Source organism: Sphingobacterium sp. UBA7253, assembly GCF_002472745.1.
Lineage (GTDB): Bacteria > Bacteroidota > Bacteroidia > Sphingobacteriales > Sphingobacteriaceae > Sphingobacterium > Sphingobacterium siyangense.
In genome coordinates, this window is the sequence record NZ_DKSP01000185.1 from 1 (window position 1) to 5,061 (window position 5,061).

Sequence of the window (5,061 nt, forward strand, 5' to 3'; positions counted from 1 at the left end):
ATTAATCAAAGCAATAGCCGTTTTATTGGTTCTCAATTTATCGGGGCTTATGACTCCGCCGGGCAGCAGCAATCCATCGTACTTATCCTCTTCTGCCTCCTGAAGAGCAACATCGACAGGATAATCATTTGACCACTCATCACCATTTTTTGCGCGAACTTTTCCTTTAGCCGGTGATATAATGTCTGTTTTGGCGCCTGCATTTTCCAGCGCTTCTTTGGGACTGGTCAATTCGATTTCTTCAAATCCATCTGCTACCAATATGGCAATCCGCTTATTTTTTAAATTTTCCATAGCTAAAGTTTGTTTGTATTATATGTTTTTTGTTCTTAAAGAGAACGGATCTAAACCTACGAAGGTTTGATATAAATTACTTTCGAGCTGGGTTTTGACAATTACCATAATGAGAAGTTAAAGTTGATTTTGAATTTAGATATCGATAAGTGCAAAGCATGTATCGTCGCCATGATGAGCTTTCAGTACAGGTACTGCCACATTATAAATCGGTATTCCGGCGGGGGATAGGGCTTTGAATTTCCCCGCATGCGCATGCCCATGAAAGGCAGCAGTAACTTTACGCCGCTGGAGCGGCTCCATTAAATGTGTTGAGCCTAAGAATGGATAAATCTGTTCGGGTTCACCCAATACTGTTTCCGCTATAGGTGCATAATGGAGTAAAGCGACTTTTTTTATAGCTGCATGCTCTTGCTCTAACCTTGCCAAGGCACGGTCCAGTAGCAATGATTCGTTTACAGCTTCCTGCACAAAACTTTTCATGGCATCTTCGCCGAACATCGACAACATATAACGGTCAAACCCACCACCAAATCCTTTTACGCCGGCAAAACCAATATTTTCGATTACGATTGCTTCGCCGTCCAAAACCGTAATTTTACTGTCGGTCAAAATTTGTCGAATCTGTTTCTGCCGGCCTTTTTCATAATCGTGATTTCCTAATACGGCGAGGACCGGAACTTTGATGGATTGAAGTTCGGCAACGAGTAATTCAGCTTCTTCTTCATCCCCCGTGTCGGTTAAATCACCACATAATAGCAGGACTTTTGCTTTTTCTGAAATTTCTTCAAATTTTGTTTTCCATTTTCCATGCTGGTTTGCATTCATATGTATATCGCCCAAAGCGGCTATTGTTGTCTTTTTATTCATCTCAAACAGTTTTTATGGTATATGATTTATAATCCCATTCTTTAATATCGATCTCATATTGTGTCTGGTCGATGAGCGGTCCAAGGCAAACTTTCTCTAAGCAAGGAGGCAGTTCATACTGGTCTGCTGCGCGCTTAATAAGCTGATCAAATAATTCCTTTGGTAGAATATCGCGATAGTCATGCGGATAGGTAAACTGAAAGATGAGCATTTGGGCCAACAAGAGGTGCCAATGTTGATCCATCCGGGATAATAAACGATCCCAGTCCAGTTTCTTCCCATATTTTAGCCAAATATGGTTTATATCGGCGCTATCGTGCCGCTCTCGGTTTTGCACATACAGTTTACACCAAACGAGTTCTTCTGCGGGTATATAACGTACGGTTTTATCAAACAACACTCCCTCAGGCCCCCTGTCAAACCAATCTTGTTCCACAGTACAATTGTGATTGACACTATCAAAAATAATGTCAATAAAATAGGGGGGCTTATAAATCTTGGCCAGCCATCTTACATCCGTCAATTCCGTTTTATAACCACTGGCGGCAAAATGCTTGAGAATTTTTGGGTATTCGCTGCTTTTGCAAAAAATATCCATGTCTTTCGTAGGCCGTATGATCCCTGTGTAGTGAAACATAGCCAAACCGCCACCTACCATAAATTGACATCCGTTCTCTTGTAGCAGTCTCAATGTATCTTGAAAGAAAGCCAAGCAATCCTCAGGTGGATTATCTAAATGAATCATATTGTCTACTTTTTCTTAAAGACAGTCAAATAAATGCAGTAGTTTGTTGATAGTCAATGAAAACGTATTATCCACCAGATTAATAGTAAAAGTACTCTATTTAAAAATTTTTGGAACTCGGAGGGCTCTTATCGATGTTCTGAAATAAAATGGTCTGAAATAAAATAGAGGGCTCATTGCCTGATGAAGTATGGATGGACATATCACAACGATCTAAACAGCATAGATATGGACAGTTTTTTTGGCTCTGGTGAGGATCTCACGATGTTACAGATGGGATCGCGCGCGTTTATTATGTTTATTATAGCGCTTTTTCTGGTTCGACTAGGAGGAATTCGAATTCTCGGCCGAAAGTCGGGTGTGGATTTCGTAATCATTATTATGCTAGGTGCAGTGTTGGCTAGAGGGATAGTTGGCGCCTCGCCGTTCCTGTCAACGGTGTTCGCTGGCTTTGTCATGATTATTTTCAATAAAATCCTGGCCCAGGTATCGGCCCGGCTTCCCTATTTGGGTAATATGGTAAAAGGTAAGCCGGCTGTTTTATACAAGAACGGTAAAATCCAATGGGATCAGATGGATCGACTGGGTGTAAGTCGCACAGATCTACTGACGAGCTTGCGGCTAGAAACAAACAGTAAGCACCTTGATGAAGTAGATATGGCTTTGATGGAGCCGAATGGCCGAATAAGCTTTACACTCAAGGAAAGAAAATAAATATTTAACAGATAACTCTTCCTGTGTAAAAACATATTGTGACGTCGAAAGGGATCACTTGAATCAAAGCCTATTGACACTTCACATAGCTAACCTGGGAAGGGGTAAAAAACATAAATAAAAGATAAGATTATGATAAAATATTTTTATTTGGTCATCGCATTTGCGGCAATAGCAATGTCTTGCGATAATAGGGCTAATAATAGCGAGGAAACTTTGATAGACACCGCAGTCAACCAAAATGGTCTACCGTTAGACAATATTCACCGAAGCCGCGGAAAAGATACGACAAAAAATGACGGGAGCGCAAAAGAAGGGGTGCCATTGGACAATCTGGATCGCGGTAAAAATACGGATTGACCCAGTTGTATCTTTGCGAACGATGGTGCAAAATTATTTACTTACAGAGCGATAATAGATCCAACCTGGTAACTGCTCCAATGGGTTTGGTATTTTCAGATCTATAAGAGTATTCAACCCTAGTTCTTGGGACAATTTTCCAAATGCATCTATGTCGTGAACGGGATAGAATATCGCGTGTTCATTGGGCATATCGACATTCCCTTGTAACCAGCGGTAGCCCTCGGCATGTAGATTGTCAATAAAGGTATCGGTAATAACCTCTAGGTAACGCATCATTTTGTTGATCCACATAAGTTCATCCTTCGCTCGCGTCGGATAGTGTTCATGTGTGAAATCGAGGATCAGTTGTTCGCCCTCCATGTCCCAGCCATCGCGAATCATTGCAAGCCCCATAGCCCTCACTTCTTCCTGATAAAAATCCTGCCCATAGCTCATTTTAATTTCGCCCGCAATAGGGCTGTCTTCTATTTTAGCACGTAGCGCCATTTGTCTATTAAGAAGTTCATGTATGTAGTCGAATGTCTGTTCCATGGTATGATAAGAATTAACGAAGGACATCGCCTTTATGGCTTTGTCCTTCGGAGTGAATAAATGAAATAAATATGCTTATTATTTTAATGTCGGTTTGAGCACTTTGTTCTTAACAGCTGGCGATGGCGCATTTGGTGTAATGTGCATATCACTTATCGAAGGATCTTAAGGCTGCATATTTTTAATTTGATCAAGATGTTTTTCAAATGCGGGAATTTTATCAGTAGCGAATTTCTTAAGGTCAGCATCTGTAATTGCTGTGCCTGTGCTCGCATCTTTGAAAAGTGAAATGGCATCCTGATGGCTCTTAACCATCAGATCGGTATAGATGCGGTCAAAACTTGCTGTGTCCGCATGATTGAGTTGGTCGATCATGGATTTATAATTTTGATCGTCACTCGTACTCAGCTGCCAATTTTTATTCTTTACAATGGTCGACAGTTCATTTCCTGCAGCAGTATGGTCGTCTGTAATCATCTGTGCATATTGTTTTATATTAGGGTTTTGTGATTTTGAGAGAGCAATGCTTGCTGTCTGCAGTTCGAAATTGTTGCTGGCCGTGGCTTTGCTGGCAAAGTCCAAGTCTCCAGGCTGTGGCTGAGCGGGTTTGCTGTCTTGCGCCTGAACAGTTAAAATGCAAGCAAAAATCACTAGCAGCGTTCCCAAAGTTTTTAAAAAGGTTTTCATAATGCTATTGTTTAATTGTTAACGATGTATGCTATTTCGGTTGTCATTTCCTTGTTTGTCCATAACTAATGATAGTAGAAGATGCTAAAATGGATAAGACGATACCGATGATATAAACATAGACTCCTTTATGTGTGTGTTTTAAATAGTGAACAGTGGTCGAGAAGCTAGGGTTTGGAACTGTTATATTTTACGTATTTAAATCGAAAACGGTGTTGTTTACGTAAATGCATCGTACAAATTCGTATTATACCATGATTAAAGCTTTTATGTCAATTTCGGAACATCAAAAATAAATTACTCAGCTAAACTAAAAACAGGCAGCTATGAAACAGTTGTTTTTTGGCTGGGTATCTCCGGTTCTTCCTCGGCAATGCCTAGGTCTATTTCTTCATCCGTTTTAGAATCTTCCTGATCAATTTCCGGTTGTTGATACGGTGTGTTTTCCGGTAGATCTTCTTCATGCTCGTCCGGAATATCGTTCGGAAGATTTTCGGGACCTGATTGTGATACGATCGTTGAACCGAGAATGGCCATACCTCGATGGGCATCCTGAGTTGTGCAATTTTTATTCATACTACATTTAATTTATAATCATTTGTTGGTGAACCACCGCTGTTGCTTGATCGTTAACTGTGTTAGTAAGCAATTTAGCATGATTTGTACGTTAATTGTAGCGTGGTTCTTCTTTTGGGGCCTTGTGTCGGAAAAACGTGTTTTTACTGGAGATATGTGGTAAATGCTTGATTTGGAAGTATCAGCGTGATTTGCTGAACGAAAAAAGTTTGAGATCTGTTTATTTGACGAACAGCTCTTCGGAGCATAAAACTTATTATTATGGCAACAACATCAGCAGA

Annotated in this window: 8 protein-coding genes; 2 read left to right on the forward strand and 6 right to left on the reverse strand. The window is 40.4% G+C overall.

What is annotated here, in order from left to right; translation table 11 throughout:
• From B2X72_RS18725 to B2X72_RS18735, 3 genes are all read right to left on the reverse strand, one after another.
• Positions 1–294 (reverse strand): DJ-1/PfpI family protein (locus B2X72_RS18725; protein WP_286851036.1); only part of this gene is annotated, 294 nt, incomplete at its 3' end.
• A 135-nt stretch (positions 295–429) separates the two neighbouring features.
• Positions 430–1,164, reverse strand: coding sequence for a metallophosphoesterase family protein (locus tag B2X72_RS18730; RefSeq protein ID WP_088161493.1), 735 nt, complete (start codon positions 1,162–1,164; stop codon positions 430–432).
• A 1-nt stretch (position 1,165) separates the two neighbouring features.
• Positions 1,166–1,909: a nucleotidyltransferase gene (locus tag B2X72_RS18735; protein ID WP_286851037.1), complete on the reverse strand. Its 744-nt coding sequence runs from the start codon at positions 1,907–1,909 to the stop codon at positions 1,166–1,168.
• A 228-nt stretch (positions 1,910–2,137) separates the two neighbouring features.
• On the opposite strand from B2X72_RS18735, the gene B2X72_RS18740 reads away from it, so the two are divergent.
• Positions 2,138–2,623: a DUF421 domain-containing protein gene (locus B2X72_RS18740; RefSeq protein ID WP_286851039.1), complete on the forward strand. Its 486-nt coding sequence runs from the start codon at positions 2,138–2,140 to the stop codon at positions 2,621–2,623.
• Positions 2,624–2,755: 132 nt separating this feature from the next.
• A complete protein-coding gene (locus B2X72_RS18745; protein WP_157698448.1) occupies positions 2,756–2,983 on the forward strand; it encodes a hypothetical protein in 228 nt (75 codons plus the stop codon).
• Between the two features lie 33 nt (positions 2,984–3,016).
• On the opposite strand, the gene B2X72_RS18750 is transcribed toward B2X72_RS18745, so the two are convergent.
• The 3 genes from B2X72_RS18750 to B2X72_RS18760 form a co-directional block, all read right to left on the reverse strand.
• The gene (locus B2X72_RS18750) at positions 3,017–3,517 is read right to left on the reverse strand and encodes a hypothetical protein (RefSeq protein ID WP_075994784.1); all 501 of its coding nucleotides are present in this window, start codon (positions 3,515–3,517) and stop codon (positions 3,017–3,019) included.
• A gap of 165 nt (positions 3,518–3,682) precedes the next feature.
• Positions 3,683–4,204, reverse strand: a complete 522-nt coding sequence (locus B2X72_RS18755; protein ID WP_088161497.1) for a DUF4142 domain-containing protein — start codon at positions 4,202–4,204, stop codon at positions 3,683–3,685.
• Positions 4,205–4,528: 324 nt separating this feature from the next.
• Entirely contained in the window at positions 4,529–4,780 is a 252-nt protein-coding gene (locus B2X72_RS18760) for a hypothetical protein (protein ID WP_157626078.1), read from the reverse strand.
• Positions 4,781–5,061 lie beyond the last annotated feature (281 nt).